We start from the raw sequence: 22,228 nt of genomic DNA, 5'->3' as shown, positions 1-22,228 counted from the left end.
CGTGTGCCAAAACACACATCGCGGGACTACTCTCGAACTCTGGTGTATATCGCCGCGCATCACGAAACACATTGCATGGTTCTTTCGTCCACCAAGACCTATTGCCGGAGTTCAACGCAGCGCTTGTCACAAAACAGATATATTTGCCGCGCATACTCGGCGTGAGCCTGCGCTTGACAATTACTTACCAACAAGTAACCTTGTGGCAGCTTTATTCGTACTTAAAAACAATAACCCTACAGGGAGCAATGAATGACTGACTCAGCCGTCTTCCACGAAATTCCTGCCAGCAATCCTCGGGCATCCGATACACCGATACGCTTTTCCTTCAGCGGTACCGGCAGCGAATATTTCCGCATCTGGATAGTCAATCTGCTGTTTTCCATCCTCACCCTCGGCATCTATTCCGCGTGGGCCAAGGTACGCCGCACGCGCTATTTCTACGGCAGCAGCAGCGTTGCCGGAACCAGCTTTGAATATCACGGTAATCCGGTCGCGATCCTGAAGGGACGCATCGTTGCTTTCGTTTTGATCGTTATTTACAACATCGCGGTCGAAATGTCGCTCGGGGTCGCCTTGATGATGATATTGGTCGTCATGGCAGTGATGCCATGGCTGATCTGGAAAAGCCTGCAGTTCAAGTTGTATAACAGCAGCTATCGCGGCATACGTTTTGGTTTCCGTGGTGCGTTAAAGCAAATTTACTGGGTGTACCTGGCTCTGCCTATCCTTACAATATTGTCGCTGTACATACTGACTCCATTCACTCATCAGCGCATCAAGAAATTCCAGCATCAGGAAAGCCGCTTCGGTACCAGTCATTTTTCGTTCAATGGCACAGTAGGCAGTTTTTACAAAGCCTATCTGCTAGTCGCAGCCATCTGGATAGCCGGTTTCATCGCCGTGCTGGTAGCACTCGGTGGCCCTTTGTTTGCCATCATTACCGCTGATAATATGGATCGCGAGACCGTTGCTGCGGCAAGCGCCACCGGTGTCCTGATGCTCTTCGGTGCACTGTTCGTCTTGATGTTCCTGATCTTCCCTATCTTTGCAACCCTGATCCAGAACCTGATCTGGAACAATACGCAACTCGAGAAACATCGTTTTCTCAGCGATATGAAATGGACGCGCGTTTGCTTCATTACCGTCACCAACATCATCGGCATTATCTGCACCTTGGGACTGTTCCTGCCTTTCGCCCAGATACGGCTAATAAAGTACCGTGTCGAGTCCATGTCCCTGCTTCCTGACGGCAGCCTGGAAAATTTCATTGCAGCAAGCCAGTCACAGGTTTCCGCGACTGGCGAAGGTGTGTCCGATTTGCTCGACTTTGACTTGTCGCTGTAAGTGCAGCAGCCAGGCATGAGCATCCCCGCCCTTTATTTCGATGGCAAGACTTCGCGTGCGCATCAGGTCACGCTATCGGTAGAGGACGGGCACGCGACCATTACAGGCGATGCGGAACGTAGCTGTCCTATCAGTGAGTTGCGCGTCTCCGAGCGTGCGCGCAACACCAAACGCAAGGTCACCTACCCCGATGAGGCTTATCTCGAGATAGCCGATACCGCCGCTTTCGATGCGCTACTGGCGGATACCGGCCATCAGGATTCCTTTATCGTACGCATGCAGCAAAGCTGGCGTGGTGCGCTGACGGCAGTGGTGGCGACGCTGGTGGTGCTGACGCTGAGCTATCTGTATGTATTGCCGCTGGCCTCCGAAGGCATTGCCAAGATGCTGCCGGAAAAGGTAGAACGTTCCATCGGCAAAGGGATGCTGGATTTCCTCGACAAGCAAATCTTCGCACCCAGCCAGCTGCCGCAGGCACGACAACAGGCCTTGATCGAACAGTTCCAGCAGCTACAGCCGCCACGCGGAGACGTGCCGGCTTACCGCATCCTGTTCCGCAAGAGCAAGATAGGCCCGAACGCATTTGCCCTGCCATCGGGCGAAATCATCATTACCGATGAATTGGTAAAGCTGATGAAAAACGACGAGCAAGTCATGGGAGTGCTGGCACATGAACTCGGCCATTTGCATGAGCGTCACCTGATGCGCCGGGTGGTACAGAGTTCGGCGATAGCAGCTTTGACCACTGTCGTGTTTGGCGATGCATCAGCCATCGTGGCGAATATTCCGACCTTGTTGCTGGACATGAAGTATTCGCGTGATGCAGAGCGTGAGGCGGATGACTATGCGATTGCGATGATGAAAACGAACGGTATAGACCTGGCGCATATGGCAGGTGGCTTTGAACAGCTACAGGCGGCGACCAAGGAAAGCACGCCTCCTCCCTATCTGTCCAGCCATCCGTCGACTGATGAGCGTATAGACCACATCCTCAAGTCACGTTAAGCCTTTGCATTTGGCATGGACGAAAAAAAAGCTGCCCGAGGGCAGCTTTTTTATTACAGACGGTGATTAGTTACGAACCACGCGTTTGTATTCATTGGTACGGGTGTCGATCTCGATCACGTCGTCCTGGCTCACAAACAGTGGAACCTGAACAGTGTGACGGTGTGCTTCAACCGCGTTTTCGATTTTCGCTTCTTTCAAAACGTTACCCGAAGTATTGCCTTTGACTGCAGGCTCCGAGTACACGACTTGACGTGCGATGGTGATAGGCAGCTCAACCGAGATTGCTTTACCGTCGTAGAACACCGCTTCGCATTCCATACCGTCTTTCAGGTAGTGCAATGCATCGCCCAGGTTTTCTTCTTCGATTTCGTACTGGTTGTATTCTTCATCCATGAATACATACAGTGGATCAGCAAAGTACGAGTAAGTAACTGGTTTTTTGTCGAGAACAACAACGTCGAACTTGTCGTCACCGCGGAATACGTTTTCCATCGGGGTGTTCGTCAGAAGATTTTTCATCTTCCATTTGTATGTGAAGCCCGTGCGGCTAGAACCATTGACATCAGAACGCAACACGATCATAGGTTTGCTATCAACCATAATGATGTTGCCAACGCGAATTTCTTTTGCAGGTTTCATAAAAAGTGTACGTAAAAAGTGGGTTGCATAAAAATCATCGGTCGCCTCCCGCCCAACAGCGCCGTAAGCTCACGTTTGATCGAATTCTAAATTAGCCGAGAATTATACCTTTTCTGGGCGCTCGACTTAAGGCAGCGTAGTGGCAAATTTCAACAAATTTGACGCTAAATCGCCATTTTTCAGCATTTGGCGCTGCCAATCCGCTGATTTTTCCGTAATTTCAGCCATATCGGCCTCGACGGCAGCCCATACCGCGCCCCAGTCTGCCTGCTGCGCCGCACCCGGCACCTCTGCATGATTCCAGTACAACGAGAATGCCGCCAGGCTGGGCAAAGCCGCAATATAACGTTGCAAAAAGGCACGCAGCTTCTTGTGATGCAGATTTTCATCCTGCGGATAGATATGCCAGACGAAGGGACGACCCGCCCATTGCGCGCGGACGAAAGAGTCTTCGCCACGTACGAAATTGAAATCGCAAGCCCAAAGCAACTTGTCGTAATCCGGCTGCGGCACAAACGGCAGCACTCGCACCGTCAATGCACCGTGACTGGCACTCGCACCAGCTTTCGCTTCCTGCCCAAGGAAATCCTGCACCGCTGCACTCGCAACGCCTTCCGGCACCAGGCAACAAACCGGCTTCTGACCGTTTTGCCAGACTTCAAATAATTCAGCGACCGGCGCATACGGATAGCAAAACAGGGAAACCTTGGTCGCCGCCATCTCATCCGCCGTCACACCAAAGCGCGCGAGGAAGTCTGCCATCGCAGCCGGATCGGCCTGGAACTGCAGGCGCTCCTGCTCCAGCCCTGCTTCGCGCAGCAAACCGCCGGTCTTGTCTGTGAAGCCGGGAAAGAAGAAATGCTTGATCAGCGGCAGGCGCGGATGCGGTGAAGTCAGTGTATGGCAACCTTCAACCCACTCTTCCGCGGTCAGGCCTTCCAGGTTGAACCAACGCGGACGCGGTTCGCACTGCGCCATCGCAGCTATATAGTTGGGCGGGATGTCGCAGGCAAAGAATTCGATGACGATATCGGCGACGTCTGCCGCTGTGTACTCGCCATCCTGGCTACGCCAGTGACGTATGGTGACGCCCGCCACTTGCTGCAGCTCGGCATCCAGCGCCACTTCCGGGCAGATGCGTTGGAAGCTGGGCAGATCATCTACCCACAGGGTGACGGCAATATGGTGTTCTTGTTGCAGCTGGCGCGCGAGACGCCAGCAAATGCCAATGTCGCCGTAGTTATCGACGACACGGCAGAACAAATGCAAAGTTAATGGAGTAGTCATGCTGCTGGCCAAAATTCAATCCCAGCATGATAGACGATGAGTCATGTGCTGCGCCCGAATATTCAAACATAGGGAGCACAGCACATGCATTACATCAGTGCGCACCAGCCGCATCGGCACCGCCGCTGGCCTTGCTGCGCTTGGTAATCCAGATGAAGCCGATCAGGCACAGGAACATAATGGCCGACATCCAGAACAGATCGGTCGCCGCTAGCGTGCTGGCCTGCACCGTCATCTGCCGGTCTATCACGGCCCAGGCCGCCTGCTCCGACATCCCGCGCGCCATCAGCGTATTCACTGCCTGCGTGAAGGCCGGATTATGTGCACCGGTATATTCCGCCAGTTGCGCATGATGCAGGATGGTACGGTTATCCCACATGGTCGACATCACCGAGGTACCGATACCGCCGAACATGATACGGACGAAGTTGGACAAACCCGCCGCGGCCGGGATCTTGTCCGGCGATTGTCCGGACAGGATGATGGAAGTCAGCGGGATGAAAAACATCGCCATCGCCGCACCCTGGATCACGGTCGGGATCATCAGCGTCATCATGTCGACGTCCTGCGTGAACTGCGAACGCATGAAGAACACCAGCGAGAAGATCAGAAAGGCCGTGGTTGCGACCCAGCGCGCATCGATTTTCGGCAGCATCTTGCCGACAATAGGCGACAGGATGATCGCGAAGATACCCACCGGCGCCATCACCTTACCGGCCTCGGTTGCGGTGTAGCCGATTTGCGTCTGTAACCACAATGGCAGGATCACCAGGCTGCCGAAGAACAAACCATAGGCCACGGAAATCGCAATCACACCGCCGCTGAAGTTCCGCCCCTTGAATAGCGACAGGTCGACCACCGGATGCTCTTCGCCTATTTCCCAGATCACGAAGTAGATGAAGGTCACGACCGCGACCGAGGCCAGGATGATGATTTCACCCGAGTGGAACCAGTCCAGTTCCTTACCCTTATCCAGCATCAATTGCAGCGAACCTACCCACAGCACCAGCAAGACCAGACCGACCTTATCGATAGGCAGTTTGTAGGTTTTCGATTCGCGCTCTTTATAAATAGACCAGGTCGCCCATGCGGCAAACAAACCGATAGGAATATTGATAAAGAAGATCCACGGCCAGGTGTAGTTATCCGAGATCCAGCCACCGAGCAGCGGCCCCATGATAGGCGCGACCAGCGTTGTCATACCCCAGAAGGCGAGCGCCATCCCGCTCTTGGCGGGCGGATAACTGGACAGCAGCAAAGCCTGCGACAAGGGAATCATCGGGCCCGCCACTGCGCCCTGCAACACGCGCGCGGCAATCAGAATTTCTATGCTGGGAGCAAAACCGCACAGACAGGAAGCCAGCACGAATAACAGGATGGAGCCGATAAACAGACGTACCTGGCCTATGCGTTGCGTCAGCCAGCCGGTCAATGGAACCGAGATCGCATTCGCCACCGAGAACGAAGTAATCACCCAGGTACCCTGCTGCGGCGACACACCAAGGTCGCCGGAGATCGCCGGTATCGATACATTGGCAATCGATGAATCGAGCACGTTCATAAACACCGCCAGCGACAAGGCCAGCGTGCCGATAATGAGCGGCGTGCCGCTCAGTGGCGGCAAGGCGGTACGGGGAGTGGCGCTCATGGTTTAGTGTTTGGTTGTAGGCGCAGTGCTATTCAGATTGCTTGCAATGATTTGCGCCACACGTGCCGTCGCCTGGCTACCAGCATCTTCAAACACTGCCGTCTGATACGCCGGTTGTTCACGCGGCGCCACAGTCGAAGTCAGCGAAGTACCTTCCGATTTCGCGACATCCACCTCTACCTGCATGGACAAACCTACACGCAAAGGATGTTCTTCCAGATCCTTGGGATCCAGAGTGATACGCACCGGAATCCGTTGCACCACCTTGATCCAGTTACCGCTGGCATTCTGCGTCGGCAACAAGGCGAACGCTGCACCGGTACCGGCCGACAAACCTGCTACCTTGCCGTGATACTTGATGCTGCTGCCGTATACATCTGAATACAGTTCAACCGGCTGGCCTATGCGCATCTTGGCAACCTGTACTTCCTTGAAGTTGGCATCTACCCACAGCGCATTCAAAGGCACGACCGACAACAAAGGCGCACCCGGTGCAACGCGCTGGCCAACCTGCACCGAACGTTTGGCGATGTAACCTGTGATTGGTGCGAGCAAGGTATTGCGCGACAAGGCCAGATAAGCAGCTTGTACCTGCGCTGCTGCACGTTGCACGTTAGGATGCTGTGCCACGGTAGTACCGTCAGTCAACGCCTGGTTCGAAGTCAGCTGATCACGCGCAGCCTGCAAGGCTGACTCGGCAGCGATCAGTGCAGTACGCGCATGATCGAGATCTTCTTTCGCTACCGCACCGGTGCCGCTCAATTCCTGGCGCCGCGCCAGGTCGTCACGCGCACGTGCTACATCGGCGACACGCTGGGTGACCGCGGCAGTCAAAGCACCGTTGTTGACGAACAGGGTACGCACTTCACGTACGGTCTGTGCCAGCTGTGCTTCTGCCTGGTCCAGCGCGACCTTGGCATCGCTGTGATCCAGATCGACCAATGGCTTGCCTGCCTGTACCAGTTCGGTATCGTCGGCATGAATGGCAACCACCGTGCCGCTTACCTGCGGTGTTACTTGCACCACGTTACCGGCAACATACGCATCATCAGTGTCTTCAAAGTGACGCGCGTAAATTGCCCACCACACTCCGTAGGCAATCAATAGCAAGGCCAGCAGAACCGACACCGCGATCAGGCGTTGGCGGCGCTTACCGTTGGTTTTAGGTGTTTCTGCTACTTCTGGGCTGGTGGTATTCATGATGCACTTCTCACGGAGGTGGAAACGGTAGTTGAATTGGAATTGTCTTTATCGAGACCTTGCGCCTGTGCGTCAAAACCACCGCCCAGTGCCTTGATCAGGGTGATGCGTAAATCACTGCGACGTGCGCGCGAGTCGAGGTCTATCCGGCGTTGCGACAGCATCGTCATCTGCGCCGACAGTACCGGCAGCATATTGGTGGTGCCGACCCGTTCGCGTTGCTGTGCCAGCTGGTAGCTGTTGGCCGATGCTTGCGTCGCCAACTGTTGCTGCTCGCTTTGCAGCGTAGCCGCACGCAGCGACTGCACCTGGTCCGCAACGTCATGCAGCGCTTCAGTCAGCGTCTGGTTATAGGTTGCAACCGAACCGTCATATGAAGCAACGCGTCCTTTCAGGTTGGCGCGCAGGCTGCGGTCAAAGATAGGCAGATAGATGGCAGGACCGACACCGACGATGCCGCTGCTGCTTTTCAGCAGGTTGTTCAGGCCGAGGCTGGAGAAACCGGCAAAGGCCATGATGTTGACGTTCGGATAGAACAGGGTCTTGGCCGCATCGATATCACCTTGCGCCGCTTCCACATGCCAGCGTGCAGCGACGATGTCCGGACGACGTCCGATCAAACCCAGCGGCAATGCATCCGGCAAGGCGATCGCGGTTTCAGATGGCAGATATGGCCGCTCGATTTGCAAGCCGCGATCCGGGCCCTTGCCCAGCAAGGCAGCCAATTGATTGCGTGTCAGTGCGATAGCTTCATTCAGTTGCGCGTTCTCTGCGCGCAGGCTGGCCAGGCTTTGTGTGGTTTGCTGGTTTTCACTTTGGGTACCGAGGCCGACTTTAAAGCGCAGTTGCGTCAGGCGCTGGATTTCAGCAGCCGCTTTCAATTGCTCCTGGTTCAAATCCAGTTGCCCGTATTGGCGCGCCAGTTGTACCCAGGCGCGTGCCACGGCAGTGGAAATCATCAGCCGCGCATTGTATTGCTCGGCTTGCGCCGCTTTTCCGGCCGACAAGGCACTGCGCAATTCAGCTGCATGCTTGCCCCAGAAATCGAAGTCATAGGAAAAATTCAGTGTCAGCTGATTATCGGACTTGTACTCACCGCCCAACGGAGGCGGGATGATGCCGTTTTCGGTATAGCGCTGATAAGTGCTGCTGGCATTCGCCGACCACGATGGCCGTGCACTCGCAGCGGCGACATCAGCTGCGGCCTGCGCACCTGCAACACGCGCGGCGGCAACTTGCAAATTGGGATTACCGGCGATGGCTTCATCCACCAATGCCTGTAACTGCGCACCACCTATATTCTGTGCCCACGAAGCGTCGGGCCACTGTCCACCCTGCTGCGGCAATGAAGTCGCGCTGGCGTAATCAGTACTTTGCTGCAGCGTGGCGCTGGTCTCTATACCCTTGAAGCTGGCACAGGCACTCAGCAAAACGGCGGCGCAGCAAGCCGTCAGCAAACCGCGGAGCGGTAAGCGTAAACCCTGGGAGGAAGAAATTTTCATGATAGATCCTGCTTGATATTTTTTGAGCAGACTTACTTGTCGTTTTTTTCTGCAACAGGGGTGTCACCGGCATTGCTATCGAGCAGTTTGCGTAACAGGCTTTTCAGGGTCGTCACTTCTTCCGCGCTGAAATCAGCAAAGCTTTGATTCAGGACAACGGAGTACAAAGTAGGCAATTGCTCAGCCAGCGCCGCACCAGTTTCAGTCAGATGCAAATCAATGACACGCCTGTCATCACCACGTGGCTTGCGCACCAGCATGCCGCGCTTTTGCAAGCGGTCGACCATACGGGTCATGGAAGCAGAATCTAGGTAGAGCTCGCGCGACAACTCGGCAGCAGTCGAAAAATTACCGCTGGCCAGCATCATCACTACCGCACCCTGTGCTGACGTAATGTCATGTGCAGCCAGCTTGGAATCGACGCGTTTCGCCAGCTTGGTACGCGAACGTGCCAACAGGTAACCCACGCTGTCTTCAATACAGTAGCTGCCGGGAGGAAACTTTTCTTTCACTTTTGTCATAATAGGGGTCATGTCAATAACTGCATAGGCAGCTATTATGCCGAAAAGTTCAAAAACTTGCAGGGGACCGCAAAATCCATAGAAAACGCCCTGGGTAATACCTGAATCTGATTGTTAGCTGCCGTCAACGACGGCAGGAATCAGACGACTTCCTGATGCAGCAAGTCCTGGTAAAGCGCGTGCAGCATGCCGCCTTTGGTGAATTCATGCTTGATCCACTGCGTCACCTGACCGGAAGTGCTTTGCTGGGTGGCGAGTAGCATATTGGAGTGCTGGCGCGGGTTCTGTACCTGCCGTTTGACGAGCGCGCCGCTTTTCACATGCTCAGCCACCAGGTAATCAGGCAGGAAACCAATGCCATTACCCAAGATCTGGCACTGACATTTGGCGTTGAAGTCCGGCACTTGTATCGCCTCCTGTCCGTACAACAGCCAGCCCACTTTCTTGTCGATGGTATCGGCGCTGTCTTTCACCGTGATGGCGGGATACAGGCGCAACTGGCTTTCCGCCAGCGGCTCGGTTTGTTGCGCCAGCGGATGGGTGGGCGCAATAACGAAGTCCCATTTGATGTACCCGATCTCGGCATAGTCTATGCCGCCGCCATCCATCAGGGTACCAGGCGCACCGATTGCGATATCGACATTGTTATTGATGATGGCATCCCACACACCGTTGTAGACCTCGGTGGTGACGGCTATCTGGCAAGTCGGGAAATTCTTTTTCAGCGCCTGCAGCAAGAGTGCAGTATGGCGTGGCGTATGCAGCAGGCTATTGATACATATCCTGATCTTGGCCTCTATACCCTGCTCCATGGTGTAGATACCACGTTTGATGGCGTGGAACTCATGCAGCAACTCTTCGGCCTTACGGTAAAAATAAAAGCCTGCTTCGCTCAACTCAATATTGCGGGTGTTACGAATGAAGAGCGTGACCTCCAGGTAAGTCTCCATCCTCTTGATCGTATAGCTGACGGCAGAGGTCGTAATACCCAGTTCTTCAGCAGCCTTCCTGAAGCTGGCGTGTTTAACCACCGTCGTGAAGGTATGGAGGTTTTCTTCTGAAAAAATCGAGTTCATACGGTCTCTGCAGGAAACTGCTATCGGGCTATCGGCGAAACAGGAAATCTATACTAAGGCATAGCTTACCTATCCCGCCGTTAAATCGCTATACCGTCACGATATGCGTACCCGTTTCGCGTTTAATTGCTTGCGGCAATTTTTCCGGGGTCGTGATGATCACCCGGTTACCACCAGCGGCGAGGAAGTTAAGGCTGGCTTCGATCTTGGGCAACATGCTACCGGCAGGAAAGTGTCCTTCCGACATATAGCGCCGTGTCTCGTCGGTGGTGATTTGTCCCAGCGCCTGCTGGTTCGGCTTACCGAAATTGATACAAACCTTTTCAACGCCGGTCGTGATCGCCAGGATATCGGCATTCAATTCCTTCGCCAGCAAAGTCGTCGCCAGATCTTTATCGATCACCGCATCCACGCCGCGATACAGATGATCGCCGTCCTGCACCACCGGTATGCCGCCACCACCCAGCGCGATCACCACAAAGCCACGATCCAGCAAGGAAGTGATTGCATCTGTTTCCAGTACTTTCACCGGCACCGGCGAAGCCACCACGCGACGATAACCGCGTCCTGAATCCTCAACGAATTTCCAGTCTGGATGCTCCTGCATCAGCACATCACGCTGCTGCTCGCTGAAGAAAGCACCGATAGGCTTGGTCGGGTTGCTGAAGTTGATATCGTCTGCCGCCACTTCAACACGGGTAATCAGTGTAATCACCTGTTTATTGATGCCGCGTTGTGTCAGTTCGTTGACCAGTCCCTGCTGCAATTGGTAGCCGATACCGCCCTGCGTATTGGCGACGCAGTTGGCAAGCGGCACGATAGGTATGTCTTCGTACTGGCTTGCCACTTCGGCACGACGCAAGTCCAGACCTACCTGCGGGCCATTGCCGTGCGTAAGAACGATGTTATATCCCCCTTCCAGCATATCGGCGATATTGCTGACGATCGCCTGGATCGCCTTTTCCTGGTGCTGGATGCTTTGCTGTTCATTGCTGGTAATAATGCTATTACCACCGATGGCGATGACTACGAGTTCGTTCATGAGTATGACCCCGAAAATTTATCTGCACGGAGGGCAAGTGCCGCCCCGTGCAGCGCTACAAAAAAGTGTTGAATAAAACCTGATACTTACGACGCCAGCTTGCCGCCGTCTGCTTCTACCGCCAGCGGCACTGCCGCTTTTGCATCCATATAGTGTTTGACCAGGAACACGCCCGACATCATCAGGTAGGCATACACAAACGGCATCGAAGCAGGCGCCGCGATCCCAACTACCGGCGCATGGATAATCCCGAGCAAGGCCAGCAAGGCGCCGGTACCCGCTGCCACCGCACCACGCAATGGATGATTCAGGATCGCGAAGATGGCGATACAACCCCACAACATGCTGGCCAGCGGCGCACCACTACCCAGGTGCAGCAGCCCGTTGTAATACACACCCTTATGCGCCAGTGCCTGCGTGCCCAATACCTTGGCTGAAGTACCGGCCGTGGCCATCACGTTGTTGACGATCGTCAAAGCCCAGTTAGCAATCCACGGGAACATACAAATGAAGATGACAGGCACCTCGACCTTGGGTGTCTCTCGCACCACCTGATTCGCCGTGACCACACCGATGAAGACCAGGATGGGGACAATCGCCGTCATCGGTATCACCGCCAGCAGGAAGGCACCGAGGCCAAACAGCGAGACCAGCAACATGGAGACACCAGTCGCGACCGTATACCCTATGCCCGCACCCATCGCCTTCCAACCGGCATGGCCGACATACACGGTGACCGGGAATGGATTACCGCAAAAGCAACCCAGCGTAGATGACAAGCCGTTGGCCAGCATCACGTTACGGGTGTCATACGGATCACCGGCAGCATGGGCGCTCTCGATGTTTTCCAGATCGAAGATGTAGTTAGCCAGGCCGAGCGGTACGGCAGAAGCGAGGTAGGGCAAAGCGTGCGGCAGACCTTGCATAAAGCTATCGATATGCACGGATGGCGGATTGAAACCAAACGAAGCCAGCGATGCCTTGATCGCTTCCGGGCTCTGCAAGCCGAAAGCCCAGGCCAGCACCGTGCCGACCACCAGTAACAGCAAACCGGTAGGAATACGTGCAAACAAAGGCGACTTGCCGAACCAGTTAATAAAGATCAGCAGCAGGACGATGAAAGAAACCGTCGGTGTTTCAAATGCCTGCAGCATCGGATTCATCGCCAGCAACAGCAAGCCGAGACCGGACAGGCAAGACAGCAGCACGGTACGTGGAATCATCTTGCGCACCGTTTCACCGATGAAGGAACCACCTACCAGGATCATCGCTTCTACGAAGCACCAGACCAGCGCGATCTGCAAGGCAAACTCGGCATCCTTGGTTTGCTGGTAAACCGGCATCAGCACCAGGAAGGTCACCGTGAAAATCGACGGTGCGCTCGGCCCCGAAGGCAAGGCGGTGATGTCCTTGCGATTGCCGGACTTCGCCATCTTGATACCGAAGTAACCATAAAACATGCTGGCGCAAAACACGGCCAGACCAAACGCCGGAGTGATCCGGCCATAGACCATTTCTTTCGGCAAACCGACCACGAAGAGCAAGAGGCCCATCATGGTTAATAGATTCGTAAGGTTATTGGTCAGCAAACCGAAGTAGGCTGCCCAGTCACCCTTTTTCCACCATATCTGCTTTTCCATACAATCAGTCTCCTCGATATAAACGAGTTATTTTTTATGTAGATACACATTCGCCAGGCATGAGTTGACCCACACCCGAAAAATGGGCGAACAATTTTTTACTGTGTGTTTTTCAGCGCCTGAGTTACGGAGCTTTTACGGCTGATGACTTACGAAGAGTTCATGGCATTTCTCCCAGACGGGCCTGCCATCTGCTGATGGCAGGTGTGCTCATAGTTTGAATTTATCCGTGGCGATAGCGCTGCGCGTAAGCGACGATGGCTTGTTCAAAGCATTCAAATGGCGGATACACAATGCCCGCGCCTATCATCCCTACGCCTGCGTCCTTGTGTGCGATCGCCGTATTGATAACCGGCAGGATGCCGCTCTGTGCAACCTTGAGCAGATCGATACCAGTCGGCACGCCCTGGAACTCCAGCAAAGGGATGGTCACGTTGGGGTTTTGCGCAGTCGTGATTTCTGCCATCTGGCGCGAGAAATCAATCGCCTCATCTACCGTGCCGCCGACCAATGCCACGATGGCAGGAGCAGTCGCCATCGCAAAGCCGCCTATGCCATAGGTTTCGGTGATCGCGCTGTCGCCGATATCGAGACCGGAATCTTTCGGTTTGTAACCGGCAAACATAGGACCTATCACTTGCTGCGATGGGCCGGTGAACCAGACATTGCCCGGGATGCCGCTGATACGGATACCAAAGTCCACGCCGTTACGCGCCATGGTGGTCACGATGGTGCTGTACTCGATGCCGTGCGCGGAATCCATCGCGGCCTTGCACATCGCCATCCAGGTCGGGCCGGAGAAGTAATCGCTGCTGGCCACGAATTCAAACACTTCTTTCTTTTGCTGCGTCGTGAAATCAGTCTGGATGATGAACGGCGTCAGTGCCTGGATCAGCAAGACGGTGCCGGCGTTGTTGCGGTTGTGGCATTCGTCACCCATGTGCAATGCTTGTGCCAGCATCAGGCGCAGATCAATTTCCTTCGCCAGCTTCATCGCATCACGCAGGATAGGACCCAGCGTGTCGCGCATCCAGTTCAGGCGGGTGATCACGCTTTCATCGTTGGCACCCATGCGCAGGATTTTTGCCATCTGCTCACTGAGGTTGGTGTAAGCGCGATTGCCGTAGGTTTTGTTTTCCACGATGTGCATATACATCGAAGCCGAGGTCACACCTGCCATCGAGCCGACGCAATCATGCTCATGACATGGCGAGAAGGTAATTGCACCGGAAGCGGCAACGCGTTCTGCGTCAACCAGATCCTTGGCCAGCCCTTCGAATACCAGCGCACCGGTAACCGCACCCTTCATCGCACCGCACATGCGTTCCCAGGTAATCGGCGGACCGGAATGCAGGATGGTGGTCTTGGTCATGCCGGGCACCACATTGATGGCCTGGTCAAAACCAATCAGTACAGGTTGCGACTGGATGATACGTTCAACTGCTTGTGCATTAGCCTTGGCAATTTTTTCACCCAGCGACGACTTTTCCACCTGATCCAGCGCACGGATAATGTCCACGTTGCCGCGTCCTGGTGGCATCCAGTTCAAGTGCGTGACTGCTACTTGCTGTTCTTGCAGGTCGTCACGAAACATCTCAATGCCAACATTGATAACGCTCAGTTTTTCTTTAAACAATTGTGGGCTGGCCATCATTTCGCCTCTCCTTTGCAAACAAATTCCCGTGACAACAAGCCGGTATTGGCACTGCTGCTGGCGATGGTGACGCCGGCTGCACTCAGTCGTTCGATCTGGTCTTGCATGTTGGGACGATCAAGGTCGGTGCCCAGTACATAGCCGAGGATTTCCAGATGGCGTTCTTCCTTGGCGGCGATAGCTTTCGCTTCGCGAATCGCATCCAGCATGACGCCGACCGGATCGGCATGTGAGCCATAGCCGAGGATGAAGTCCATGGTGATTACACCTACTTCCGGATCACGTGCTTCCTGCAACAGGCGTTCGATACGATTCGACGGATCTATCATCGGGTGCGGTTTGCCATTGGTGAAATCATCGTCACCGAAATCAAGGAAGGTGTGTTCCTTGCTCTTGCTCACGTCCTTCAGGCGATACTCGGGATTGAGCTGGATATTGCTATAGACCTTGGGATATTTTTCCATCGCGGCATACATGGCTTCATCGCACAAGGTGCCGCCACAGAACAAACCACGTATGTATTTTTGTTCCGGCTTGAGTTTGGCGCGGACTTCTTCGATCAACGGCCAGTTCAGCGGATGCAGGTCGAGGTCTTCTTCCTTCACACCTGTCAGCAGCACCGCTTTCAGTGCTGCTTCCTTGGTCGACTTGGCGAACACACCGCCTGCCTTGACGACATCGGCTTCCTTGCCGCCAATAAAGCAGACCACGACTGGTTTGCTGCAGCGACTGATTTCGGCCAATACTTTTTTCTCGACCGACGCTGCCGGTGGTTTGGAGATCAGTACGATGACTTTGGTCTGGTCATCGGCATTCAGCATGCGCATCGCGTCCAGCATCATGATGCCGCCGATTTTTTCATGCAGGTCGCGACCACCGGTACCTATCAGTTGCGATACGCCGCCGCCAAAATCATGGATACGCACACTCAGTTCCTGGCTACCGGTACCTGACGCACCGATGATGCCGATATTGCCCTGGCGTACATGGTTGCCGAAGCACAGTGCCTTGTTATTGATAATCGCAGTGCCGCAATCCGGGCCCATCATCAACAAGCCTTTGCTGTGTGCCAATTGCTTCAGTGCGAGCTCGTCTTCGACGCTGACGTTATCGCTGAACAGCATCACGTTCAGGCCCTGCTCCAGCGCCGCACGTGCTTCGCGTACTGCGTATGCACCGTTCACGGAAACTACCGCTAGGTTGCTGCCCGGGACATTTTCCTTGGCTGAAGCGACCGTCGCGTACTTGGCCTGATGCTCGCCTTTGGCGCCCGGCTTCTTCTTGAATAACTCTTCTATGGCCAGCAGCGATTCTTCATTCTTTTCATCGCTGCTACCGACGATCAAAATCATGAGATCGCCGTTCTTGGCTTCTTCCAGTTCCGGCGTCAGCAAATTCAGATTGCGCAGTACGCCTTTATTCATCTCTGTCGCCATCGCGACGAAAGCCTGCTCCACGTCCGGCAATTGATTTGCCTTGGTGGATATCGACATCAATGAAACCGAGTCGAAGTAAGTGTTTTTCTTGATTAAAATCTTAAGCGACATGTTGACTCCCCAAGTGATTACCCAGTAACAAGCCGGCCGTGATCCCGCTGAGAATGTCCGCTCCCGAGCTGGAACCTATGTTGACTACCGGTTTGATACGCTCCTTTATCGAGGCCAATTCCCCGTTAAAAATCGTTGCCAGCAAAGCGCCTATACATGCACGCGTCTTGCCTTGTACGGCTTTAATCAAAGCCATATAGCTAATCTTGTTGGTGCGGTACTCCTCTGCCCTGATCACCTGCGCAATCAACGGCAGATACACATGCGCCGGATGCTGTGGCACTGCCAACACCGAGCACAAGCCAACCAGGAAATCATCACCGCTAGGTGTCAGCCCGATTCCCAGGCCCAGCAATCCCTTCAGCGCATCGCGTATCACGGCCGGATTCGCGGTGCGCATGCCATCGATCAGACGTTCGCTGCCACGTAACAGTTGTTGACTCATGACCTGGTAGAAGACGTTATTGCCGTCATACCTGAAAAGCGATATGCTATTGATCGAAGTTATCTCGTCATCAATTTCCGACTTAATGATTTGCAGGTAATCAGACGTAAGAGCACGAAACAGCAATGGCGGCGGCAGCCACACACGACACGACGCCAGGTCTATCTCCAGTCCATCACCAAGCTGCAGCACTTCTCCGTCGTAGTGCAATTTCGTATTGCCATCGACCACCAGCTCATCAAATTCAGTGGCACTGATACGTAATGTATTCGGCGCATCATCGAGGCTGGAACACACCACCGAATACAAATGCCCACTCTCGCGACAACGCAGATTGATCACGCGACTGAAACGGCTGTGTACATCCAGATGGAAATCACCCCGCCCCAGCCGTGCCATAAAATCCGCATCCGCCGATAAGGCTCGCGCCTTAAGCTGCTGCATAGTTCACCCTGCGCTTGTATTCAGTCAGTCTTATGCGCCAGCGGCAATCAACAGCTCGGCAATTTCGGTATAACCTTTTTCGCGCGCCAGGAAGAGCGGCGTTTTACCCCACATATCGGTCATATGCGGATTCGCACCGTGATCCAGCAACAGCTTTACGATCTCTTGCTGTTTGGCACCACCGTCATTGAGCACGATGGCTTCCAGCAATGGCGTCCAGCCGACGAAGTTGGTGTGATTGACATTCATGTCTGTGTGCAAGACCAGCTCACGCACAATTTCAACGTGGCCTTTTTCGCTGGCAGGTGTAATGCCTACACCACCAAAACGGGTCAGGCGAGTCAGGTCAGGTTTGCCCTTCAGCGTGATGCGCAGCAAAGTCAGGTCATTGGTCAGGCAGCTGAGCAGGAAAGGATTGAAGCAAGTTTCATCTTGCTTGTTGATGTCAGCACCCGCATCGATCAGGAATTCGACGCAGGCATAGTGCTTCTTCAGGCTGGCCAGTACCATGGCGGTACGACCCTGGCGATTCGTGACATTGATATCCACACCACTCGCCAGCAAGGCTTGTAAGCGTGCAACATCACCTGCATCGGCGGCCTGCAAGAATTGAACGGCAGATTCGCTATTCGACATAAAATTCCTCTTGAGTCAGTCTCGTTGTAATAATTTTTCCTGTATCCCTCTGTTGAGAAATACGGTGTGTTTTGTTCTCGGTACTACTGGAACTTCATTGAGGCTCACAGTAGCAAGAAGTTTGGGTTTGCAGAAGGCACCTAAAATTTATTCATCACTTCTCCTTTTATTTTTGAATTTTTCTTAACAATCGACTTTTCAGGCCTGCAAGCAGGCCTGGCGCACAAACATAATGTGCGCCAAAAACAGGAATCGGGAAATTAACAGCAGCGGCGAGTGCGCATGCGTATAGGACGAATCGGACGGACGAAAAAAAACGCCACGCATATGCGTGGCGTTTTAACCTGGCGTCCCCAAGGGGATTCGAACCCCTGTACTCACCGTGAAAGGGTGATGTCCTAGGCCTCTAGACGATGGGGACAGAAAACTGCCCTTATTACTGGCCTTACTACTTCCTGCACTTCCCGACCAAACAAGCACAATCAATTTGCGCGCACATCATGTGCATTCCGCGACATGCCTGAATCGAAAAAAAAACACCACGCATCAGCGTGGTGTTTTTAACCTGGCGTCCCCAAGGGGATTCGAACCCCTGTACTCACCGTGAAAGGGTGATGTCCTAGGCCTCTAGACGATGGGGACAGAAAACTGCCCTTATTACTGGCCTTACTACTTCCTACACTTCTCTACCACTAGTTGGTGGTGGAGATAAGCGGGATCGAACCGCTGACCTCTTGCATGCCATGCAAGCGCTCTCCCAGCTGAGCTATACCCCCTCGAGTGCAGAAGCGAGATTATAGCAAAGCATTTCTCTCTGTGTAAATGCCATTTTGAAAAAATTTTAAATATTTTTCCCCAGGCGGGCCAATACGACCTCGCGGCCGAACAATTCGACTACTGCATCAATAGATGGAGTCTGCAATTGACCAGTGATCAGCAGGCGCAGCGGCATCGCCAATTGCGGCATCTTCAGCTTGTGCGCAGCCAGTACCTCTTTCAATGTCGCGGACAAGGCTTCCTTGCTCCATGCCACTGTCTTCAGTTGCTCTACGTATTGCGCCAGTGCCGGTTTGATTGCATCGGTCAGGTGCTGCGCCAGCAAAGCAGCATCCGGCGCCGGCTGGCGATAGAACAGCATCGCCGCAACGGCCAGCTCATTCAGGGTATTGACGCGTTCTTTCATCAGCGCGATGACAGCCGTCAGATCCGGTGCGTTATCGAACTGTGCACCCAAGCCTTCCATCATAGGTTTTACCAGGCCAGCCAGACGAGCATTGTCAGCTTGCTTGATGTAGTGATTATTCAGCCAGTCGAGTTTTTCCGGATTGAATTGCGCAGGCGATTTGGTCAAGTGATCCAGATCGAACCATTGGGTGAACTGTTCCATCGAGAATACTTCGTCATCGCCGTGGCTCCAGCCCAGACGCGCCAGGTAGTTCAGCATGGCTTCCGGCAAATAACCTTGCGCCGGGTAATCCATCACGCTGACCGCACCGTGGCGCTTGGACAATTTCTCGCCATCGGTACCCAGGATCATAGGCAGGTGACCGTAATGCGGCAAGGTTGCGCCCAGTGCCTGCAGGATATTGATTTGACGCGGCGTATTATTGACGTGGTCATCGCCGCGGATCACGTGCGTGATCTTCATGTCAGAATCATCGACTGCCACGCAGAAGTTATAGGTAGGTGTGCCATCCGGACGTGCAATCACCAGGTCGTCCAGCTCGCGATTCGAAATCGTGATCGAACCCTTGACCACATCGACCCAGGTCACGTCGCCTTCGGTCGGATTACGGAAACGCACCACTGGTTTGCGACCTTCAGGGATAGCAGGCAGGGTTTTGCCTGGTTCCGGACGCCAGGTACCGTCGTAGCGCGGCTTTTCACCGGCAGCGCGTTGACGCTCGCGCATCGCTTCGACTTCTTCCGGCGACGAGTAGCAATAGTAAGCAGTGCCCGCTTCCAGCATCTGGCCGATTACTTCACGATAGCGATCCATGCGCTGCATCTGGTAGAACGGACCTTCGTCATGATGCAAGCCCAGCCATTCCATACCTTCGATAATTGCCTGTACTGCTTCCGGCGTCGAACGTTCGAGGTCGGTATCTTCAATACGCAAAACAAAGGTGCCGCCGAAGTGGCGTGCATAGGCCCAGGAAAAAAGTGCGGTGCGCGCACCACCAACGTGGAGATAGCCGGTCGGGCTGGGAGCAAAGCGGGTACGTACTGTCATGGCAAATAAAAACGGCCTTGGAGTGCCAAAGCCGTCCTGTATCAAAAAGGCTATTTTACCTCGGCAGCCCCTGTCTGAGCCAGCCTTGCGCACGATATCAGCGACCCGACAAAGCAATATCTAAATGCATATATATAGAGGCAACTATGACTGCGGGCTGCGCCTAAGGCGCTGTGACTGCTAAAATTAGGTCTTTATTACCTAAACGATCGCAAAGTACCGCCTTATGAGTAAACCATTGCCACGCAAATTATTCGTTACAACCGCTCTCCCCTACGCCAACGGCGCATTCCATGTCGGCCACATCATGGAATACATCCAGGCTGACATCTGGGTCCGGTTCCAGCGTATGCAGGGTAATGAGGTGCACTTTGTCGGCGCGGACGACGCGCACGGCGCACCTATCATGATTGCGGCGGAGAAAGCCGGGCTGACGCCTCAGCAATTCGTTGCCAATATTGCTGCTGGGCGTAAACAGTACCTGGACGGTTTCCATATCGAATTTGATAACTGGAGCTCCACCGACAGCCCGGAAAACCACGAATTGTCGCGTGAGATCTATCGTCGCCTGCGTGACGATGCCAAGCTGATCACGACCAAGTCGGTCGAACAGTTCTACGACCCGGTCAAGGAAATGTTCCTGCCGGACCGCTATATCAAGGGTGAATGCCCTAAATGCGGCACCAAGGATCAGTACGGCGACTCCTGCGAAAACTGCAGCGCAGTCTACGCGCCTACCGACCTCAAGCATCCGTACTCGACACTGACCGGCGCGACACCAGTACGCAAATCGTCAGACCACTTCTTCTTCCGCCTGTCCGATCCGAAGTGCGTCGCCTTCCTGCGCGAATGGGCGCTGGACGGTCAACGCCTGCAATCGGAAGTGGCGAACAAGGCCAAGGAATGGCTGGAAGGCGAAGGCGGCCTCGGCGATTGGGATATCAGCCGCGACGCACCTTACTTCGGTATCGAAATCCCGGATGCACCGGGCAAGTACTTCTATGTCTGGCTGGATGCGCCGGTCGGTTACCTCGCGACCCTGAAGAATTATTTCGACAAGACCGGTCGTGACTTCGACGCCTTCATGGCTGACCCAAGCACAGAGCAGTATCACTTCATCGGCAAGGACATCACCTACTTCCATACGCTGTTCTGGCCAGCGATGCTGAAGTTCGCTGATATGAAGGTGCCGAACAATGTGTTCGTACACGGCTTCATCACCGTCAGCGGCGAAAAAATGTCCAAGTCGCGCGGCACCGGTATCTCACCACTGCGCTACCTGGAAGTCGGCATGAATCCTGAATGGCTGCGCTACTACATTGCAGCCAAACTGAGCTCGAAAGTCGAAGACATAGACTTCACTTCCGAAGACTTCATCGCACGCGTCAACAGCGACCTGATCGGCAAATACATCAACATCGCCAGCCGCGCTGCCGGTTTCATCACGAAGAAATTCGATGGCCGCGTGGCGACTGACTGGGCGACCAGCGATGATGCATTCCTCAGCCGCCTGCGTAATGTCGCGCCGGAAATCCAGGCCTTGTACGATCAGCGTGAATACGGCAAAGCCTTGCGCGCCATCATGGAACAGGCAGATGCGATCAACGCCTACGTCGATGCGAACAAACCATGGGAACTGGCCAAGGATCCGGCCAAGGAAGGCGCGCTGCAGGAAGTTTGCAGCCGTTTGCTGGAAGCCTTCCGCATCCTGACCATTTATCTGAAACCAGTATTGCCAGCATTGGCCAAGCAGGTTGAAGCGCAGCTCAACATCCCGGCGCTGGAGTGGTCGCACATCGTGACGCCACTGCCGCACGGTCATCAGATCAATCCGTACACCCATCTGATGACACGCGTCGAACCAAAAATGCTGGATGCGCTGTTTGATATGCCCGCCCTGGTAGATGCGACCGTCGGCGTACCGACCGCGCCATCGAACAAGGACAGCAATGGCAATGGCAACGGTAATGGTCATGCCATCGAAAGTATTGCACCGGAAATCAAGATCGATGACTTTGCTAAAGTCGATTTGCGTATCGCCAAGATCGTCAACTGCGAACATGTCGAAGGCTCGGACAAATTGCTGCGCCTGACACTTGATGTTGGTGAAGGCCGCACCCGCAATGTATTCTCCGGCATCAAGTCGGCTTACCAGCCGGAAGAGCTGATAGGCAAGCTGACTGTGATGGTCGCCAACCTGGCACCCCGCAAGATGAAGTTTGGTATGTCGGAAGGGATGGTACTGGCTGCTTCTGCTGCAGATGAAAAAGCCAACCCTGGCATTTACATCCTCAACCCATGGCCGGGCGCAGAGCCAGGCATGCGCGTCGGCTAAGACAGTCTGTATTCGCAACAAGGG

Annotated in this window: 17 protein-coding genes and 3 tRNA genes; 3 read left to right on the top strand and 17 right to left on the bottom strand. The window is 54.3% G+C overall.

The genetic code is table 11. From position 1 onward, the window contains the following. Positions 1-252 precede the first annotated feature (252 nt). Together H7U06_RS06825 and H7U06_RS06820 are read left to right on the top strand one after the other, a co-directional pair. Positions 253-1,347: a YjgN family protein gene (locus tag H7U06_RS06825; RefSeq protein WP_175625425.1), complete on the top strand. Its 1,095-nt coding sequence runs from the start codon at positions 253-255 to the stop codon at positions 1,345-1,347. A 15-nt stretch (positions 1,348-1,362) separates the two neighbouring features. Next, on the top strand, positions 1,363-2,352 hold the full coding sequence (locus H7U06_RS06820) for a M48 family metallopeptidase (RefSeq protein ID WP_175625424.1): 990 nt from the start codon (positions 1,363-1,365) through the stop codon (positions 2,350-2,352). A 66-nt stretch (positions 2,353-2,418) separates the two neighbouring features. Here H7U06_RS06820 and H7U06_RS06815 read toward each other — a convergent pair whose 3' ends face one another. From H7U06_RS06815 to gltX, 17 genes are all read right to left on the bottom strand, one after another. After that, a complete protein-coding gene (locus H7U06_RS06815) occupies positions 2,419-2,994 on the bottom strand; it encodes an elongation factor P (RefSeq protein ID WP_012078983.1) in 576 nt (191 codons plus the stop codon). A 126-nt stretch (positions 2,995-3,120) separates the two neighbouring features. Beyond that, positions 3,121-4,281, bottom strand: a complete 1,161-nt coding sequence (earP, locus tag H7U06_RS06810) for an elongation factor P maturation arginine rhamnosyltransferase EarP (RefSeq protein ID WP_175625423.1) — start codon at positions 4,279-4,281, stop codon at positions 3,121-3,123. A 94-nt stretch (positions 4,282-4,375) separates the two neighbouring features. Further along, positions 4,376-5,929, bottom strand: a complete 1,554-nt coding sequence (locus tag H7U06_RS06805) for a DHA2 family efflux MFS transporter permease subunit (protein ID WP_175625422.1) — start codon at positions 5,927-5,929, stop codon at positions 4,376-4,378. A 3-nt stretch (positions 5,930-5,932) separates the two neighbouring features. Continuing rightward, positions 5,933-7,129 carry an HlyD family efflux transporter periplasmic adaptor subunit gene (locus H7U06_RS06800; protein ID WP_175625421.1) on the bottom strand — a complete coding sequence of 399 codons (1,197 nt, stop codon included), beginning with the start codon at positions 7,127-7,129 and terminating at the stop codon, positions 5,933-5,935. After that, entirely contained in the window at positions 7,126-8,631 is a 1,506-nt protein-coding gene (locus tag H7U06_RS06795; protein WP_175625420.1) for an efflux transporter outer membrane subunit, read from the bottom strand. Before H7U06_RS06795 ends, H7U06_RS06800 begins: the two co-directional genes overlap by 4 nt. A 32-nt stretch (positions 8,632-8,663) precedes the next feature. Beyond that, a complete protein-coding gene (locus H7U06_RS06790; RefSeq protein WP_175625419.1) occupies positions 8,664-9,152 on the bottom strand; it encodes a MarR family winged helix-turn-helix transcriptional regulator in 489 nt (162 codons plus the stop codon). A gap of 140 nt (positions 9,153-9,292) precedes the next feature. After that, entirely contained in the window at positions 9,293-10,228 is a 936-nt protein-coding gene (locus H7U06_RS06785; protein WP_175625418.1) for a LysR substrate-binding domain-containing protein, read from the bottom strand. Positions 10,229-10,316: 88 nt separating this feature from the next. Further along, positions 10,317-11,270 carry a carbamate kinase family protein gene (locus H7U06_RS06780; RefSeq protein ID WP_175625417.1) on the bottom strand — a complete coding sequence of 318 codons (954 nt, stop codon included), beginning with the start codon at positions 11,268-11,270 and terminating at the stop codon, positions 10,317-10,319. 86 nt (positions 11,271-11,356) lie between these two features. Continuing rightward, complete coding sequence (locus H7U06_RS06775; protein ID WP_175625416.1) at positions 11,357-12,910, bottom strand: xanthine permease; 1,554 nt, start codon at positions 12,908-12,910, stop codon at positions 11,357-11,359. 223 nt (positions 12,911-13,133) lie between these two features. Further along, the gene (locus H7U06_RS06770) at positions 13,134-14,564 is read right to left on the bottom strand and encodes a DUF1116 domain-containing protein (RefSeq protein WP_217703446.1); all 1,431 of its coding nucleotides are present in this window, start codon (positions 14,562-14,564) and stop codon (positions 13,134-13,136) included. Then, complete coding sequence (fdrA, locus tag H7U06_RS06765) at positions 14,561-16,111, bottom strand: acyl-CoA synthetase FdrA (protein ID WP_175625415.1); 1,551 nt, start codon at positions 16,109-16,111, stop codon at positions 14,561-14,563. The genes H7U06_RS06770 and fdrA overlap by 4 nt, the downstream gene beginning before the upstream one ends. Then, positions 16,101-17,000, bottom strand: coding sequence for a DUF2877 domain-containing protein (locus tag H7U06_RS06760; protein ID WP_175625414.1), 900 nt, complete (start codon positions 16,998-17,000; stop codon positions 16,101-16,103). Before H7U06_RS06760 ends, fdrA begins: the two co-directional genes overlap by 11 nt. Positions 17,001-17,030: 30 nt before the next feature. Continuing rightward, on the bottom strand, positions 17,031-17,636 hold the full coding sequence (locus tag H7U06_RS06755; RefSeq protein ID WP_175625413.1) for an ankyrin repeat domain-containing protein: 606 nt from the start codon (positions 17,634-17,636) through the stop codon (positions 17,031-17,033). A 345-nt stretch (positions 17,637-17,981) separates the two neighbouring features. After that, positions 17,982-18,057: transfer RNA gene (locus H7U06_RS06750), tRNA-Glu, on the bottom strand. Positions 18,058-18,202: 145 nt separating this feature from the next. Further along, positions 18,203-18,278, bottom strand: a tRNA-Glu gene (locus H7U06_RS06745). A 58-nt stretch (positions 18,279-18,336) separates the two neighbouring features. Then, positions 18,337-18,412: transfer RNA gene (locus H7U06_RS06740), tRNA-Ala, on the bottom strand. A gap of 65 nt (positions 18,413-18,477) precedes the next feature. Next, positions 18,478-19,869 (bottom strand): glutamate--tRNA ligase, encoded by a 1,392-nt coding sequence (gene gltX, locus H7U06_RS06735; RefSeq protein WP_175625412.1) that lies wholly within the window; start codon positions 19,867-19,869, stop codon positions 18,478-18,480. A gap of 226 nt (positions 19,870-20,095) precedes the next feature. Between gltX and metG the strand changes: the two genes are divergently transcribed. Continuing rightward, on the top strand, positions 20,096-22,204 hold the full coding sequence (metG, locus tag H7U06_RS06730; protein ID WP_175625411.1) for a methionine--tRNA ligase: 2,109 nt from the start codon (positions 20,096-20,098) through the stop codon (positions 22,202-22,204). Positions 22,205-22,228 lie beyond the last annotated feature (24 nt).

It is taken from the genome of Herminiimonas sp. Marseille-P9896, assembly GCF_903993245.1.
GTDB lineage: Bacteria > Pseudomonadota > Gammaproteobacteria > Burkholderiales > Burkholderiaceae_D > Oxalicibacterium > Oxalicibacterium contaminans.
Note: the sequence above shows the minus strand (reverse complement) of the source record. Positions and strands in the feature narration are given on the sequence as shown.